Source organism: Bradyrhizobium sp. P2_E8 (genome assembly GCF_056403875.1).
This window is the reverse complement of the sequence record NZ_JBFUES010000786.1, coordinates 1-3610: the sequence shown is the minus strand read 5'-3', so window position 1 is coordinate 3610 and position 3610 is coordinate 1. Positions and strand designations below refer to the sequence as shown.

Here is a 3610-nt window from a genome sequence, read left to right as displayed (position 1 = left end):
CTGCACGAAGGCGCTTTTGGGCAGAACGATGCCTTTCTCGCTGACGAGCGCCGAACTCGCCACCACGAAATCACGCTTCTGCTGCGATGCGTATGACGCAAGGGTCTTCAGGTGATCGATGTCCCACTCGTCGTCGGAATCGAGGAACGCGACATAATCCCCCTTCGCCAGGCGAATACCTGCGTTGCGGGCCACGGCGCCGCCGCCGTTCTTCTCAAGGCGCTTGTAAACGATGGGAACCGTCGAGGAGATCGTTTCGATCTTCTGCGGCGTGTCGTCCGTCGAGCAATCGTCGATCAGCAGGATCTCGAGCGGAGGAAGGCTCTGCCGTTCCACCGAAGCGATCGTCCTCGCAAGAAGTGACGCCCTGTTATAGGTCGGAATGRTGACACTTATCTTCGTCATGCTCGGTTGTGTGGCGTCCGGAGATCAATTGCAGCGCACGAGGCTGGCGAGGCCCTTCGCGATGGCGATGTTGGCGGCTGGAGACAGGTGCACTCGGTCTTCCGTGAAGACCGGCTCGACCCCGCTCAAGGCCTCCTTGGGATCAAACACGGAAAGGCCCATTTCCTTTCCAAGCGCCTGCACGTCGCGTCGATAGGGGGCGATCATGGCTTCGGCGCGCGGATCCCCGATCGGCGGTGGCAACAGCAGGACGACCGTAGCCCCTTGCGCCATCCTGCGCGTCGCGATAAGTCGCATCACCGAATGGAACACATCGAGCGATACGACCCCTGTGGCGGAATGTCCGTAGTTGGTCGCATCGTTTGAGCCATACATCAGCAGCGCAACATTGACGGGGGGCACAGTCTGCCACCGCACCAGCCCATCGACAGAACGATCGCCCGGAAAGCCACGATTGACGACCTGCGCACAGCCGGCCAGGTCCGTCGCCAATGTTTCCGGATAAGGATTCGTGCTGCGCGTGAAGGACGCGCGATTGATCTGCGTGGGCTTGCCGGCGGGCGAGACGTCCATGCCGTAGGTCAAACTGTCACCCTCGGCTGCTATCACGCCTCCACGCGGCACCCGGATCTCCTTGCGTTCCTCAGCCCTGATGCCTGACATCGTGACGAGACTGCAGAGCAGGACGAATCCAAAACCCAAGCACAAATCGCGCCAGCCGCGGAGGTTGAGTTCCAGCTCACGAAGAAAATCACTCAGTGCTGCGACCATCATCATGCCTGCCTCCTTTTCAGGCCATGATTTAGCTTGATAAAGATTTATATACCGCACCTGCGAGATTGGGTAGCGACTTTGTTGTGAGACCGAAGAATGATGGACACTGCTGAGAGCATTCTGACCAAGAACAAAGGCATTGGTCCTGGCTTCAACATGATGCGACACGTCCTGTCGCTCGTCATTCTGGCGCATCACTGTCGTGTGGCCGTTGCTGGACTTTTTAATGGCGCGCCGTTTGTGAAGAAACTGGACGAGCCGGGAATGGCGGTGTTCGTCCTGAAGAATCCGACCGCGGTCGCCTATGACAAGGCGGCGGGACTTTCGGGTCTTGCATTCGGGAGTCTTCACGCCGGYGAAATCATTCAGGAGGTCTTGCGGCCGGGCCTGTTCGCATTGGTCGGTATGTTCTTCGCGCTGAGCGGGTTCCTCGTCACCGGCAGCGCGATGAGAAATTCCGAGATCAAATCCTTCGTCGCCAATCGCATCCTGCGAATTGTTCCGGCGCTTTCGGTGGAAGTCACGCTGTGCGCGCTTCTCCTCGGGCCACTGCTGACCCAGCTGCCGCTGAGCGAGTATTTCGGCAGCTATCAATTCTACCGCTACTTCGGAAACATCGTCGGCCACGTCACGTTCGAACTGCCGGGCCTGTTCGTGACCAATCCGTGGCCGGAGATGGTCAATGCGAACTTGTGGACCCTGCCGTGGGAGCTGTGGTGCTACGTCTTCGCGTTCGTGCTGCTTCTGACCCGGGCGATCTCGTATGAGTTCAACAAATCCAGGTGGATTTCGCTCGCGATCATTGCGGTCCTGGTGGCCGAGGTCATCGCTGCACTCATCGACCCGCACACCTACAACGTGCGCCAGGATTCGACGCGGTTTGCCGGCTGGTACATCGTCATGATGTTCTTCTTCGGCATGTTGTTCCGGCTGAATGCCAACTACATCTCGTTGAACTGGGTCTTCTTTGTCGTGGCGGCGGGCTGTTACGCGGTCATGATGTGGTTCAACATCCTGTTGCCGCTCGCCGGAATCTTCCTGACCTATTGCACCGTCTATGTCGGGATGATGAAGTTCCCGAGGTTCGATCGCCTGTTCACCCAGGACCTGTCCTACGGCATCTATCTCTACGGATTCCCGCTTTCGCAGGCCACGATCTATCTGTTCATGACCTACTTCGGACGATCGCATCTGTCGTTTCCGGTCATCTTCCCGATCGTTCTGGTGCTGACGCTGAGCTTCGCCATGATGTCGTGGAACTTCATCGAAAAGCCCACGCTGCGCCTGCGAAAATTGTGGCAGAAGCCGGTTTAGGCAAACCGGCTGATACAGCGGAGATCTTGCAGTCCGCGGCCTATGCGATCGCGGACTGCTTCCGTCCGAACTTTCGGCAATAGGCGATCAGGGGCTGTTCGACGTACCAGTGAATGATGACGCCTGCCGCGATGCACAGAAGCACCGACGACACCAGGAACAGTTTTGCGGGCAGGACATTGTGCGTGCGCGCGGAGATCTGAATCAGCACCAGCAACACCGCATTGTGCGTCAGATAGATTGAATAGGACGCGTTCCCGAGCAGCATGCCGAGCGCGTGCAGCGGTCCGCCTTTGTCGAACGAGACGATGCCCGACCAGACGACGATCGCGGCGAACAGCGTCCACCAGATCGCGCGCAGGCCGTTATCCTCCGACAGGGTGAGCCCGACGATCGCGGTGGCGAGAATTGTCATCCCGATCGTGACCAGAAAGGCCGACGAGTTGCGAGGGCGCATCAACGGACTCCMCCGCAACCAGAGGATGCCGAAGAGGAAGCCGGCGCCGAACTGCAGGTTCGGCATCATGATATTTCCGTACAGGACGGTCATGGCGAGATCGGATGCAGCACTCTGGGGTTGCATCAGATCGGGCCAGAATTGCGCGGCGGCATACCAGAGCAGCGGACATGCAAACCAGATCGCAAGCAGGATCGGCAGCGGCCGGGCGCGCAGCATCGTGAGCGCAAACAGGATGTAGAAGATCAGCTCGTGCCTGAGCGTCCAGACAATATGCGGCCGCAATTCTCCGATCGGCCAGAGCACCATTGCTCTCAGGGCGGGAGCGGTGTCGAATTTTCCTGTTCCGGCGATCGAGAGCAGATTGTAGCCGATGACGCAGACCCACATGAAGGGAACGATGCGTACGAAACGTCGCGTGACGAATTCGCCGAGGGAGGTCTGGCTGGAGCCGAGCGAGATGATCGTGATGATGAAACCGCTGATCACGAAGAAAATGGCGACGCCGAACAGGCCGGATTCGGCAAGCTGGAACGGGCTGGTGCCATAGGAAGGCGGCAGGCTGACCAGCCAGTCGGCGTGCCAGATGACGACCAGTATCGCGGCGAAACCACGCAGATACTGAATGCCTGGCAATATGCCGTTGCTGGGTGTCCGTGC

General features: G+C 58.9%; 4 protein-coding genes. 1 reads left to right on the top strand and 3 read right to left on the bottom strand.

Annotated features, from left to right (window positions below; translation table 11 throughout):
• Together AC1D00_RS31780 and AC1D00_RS31775 are read right to left on the bottom strand one after the other, a co-directional pair.
• Positions 1–405: glycosyltransferase family 2 protein (locus AC1D00_RS31780; protein WP_477013388.1), on the bottom strand; the 405-nt coding region annotated here is incomplete at its 3' end.
• Positions 406–429: 24 nt separating this feature from the next.
• Positions 430–1182, bottom strand: a complete 753-nt coding sequence (locus AC1D00_RS31775; RefSeq protein WP_477013387.1) for an SGNH/GDSL hydrolase family protein — start codon at positions 1180–1182, stop codon at positions 430–432.
• Between the two features lie 93 nt (positions 1183–1275).
• Here AC1D00_RS31775 and AC1D00_RS31770 point away from each other — a divergent pair, with 93 nt between their 5' ends.
• The gene (locus tag AC1D00_RS31770; RefSeq protein ID WP_477013386.1) at positions 1276–2493 is read left to right on the top strand and encodes an acyltransferase family protein; all 1218 of its coding nucleotides are present in this window, start codon (positions 1276–1278) and stop codon (positions 2491–2493) included.
• 40 nt (positions 2494–2533) lie between these two features.
• Here AC1D00_RS31770 and AC1D00_RS31765 read toward each other — a convergent pair.
• Positions 2534–3610, bottom strand: a 1077-nt coding sequence (locus tag AC1D00_RS31765) for an acyltransferase family protein (protein WP_477013385.1), incomplete at its 5' end; no start/stop codon positions are given.

Bases quoted from the DNA above. Each gene is read 5' to 3' on its own strand.
- AC1D00_RS31775 (WP_477013387.1), bottom strand. From the start codon at position 1,182: ATGATGATGGTCGCAGCACTGAGTGATTTTCTTCGTGAGCTGGAACTC.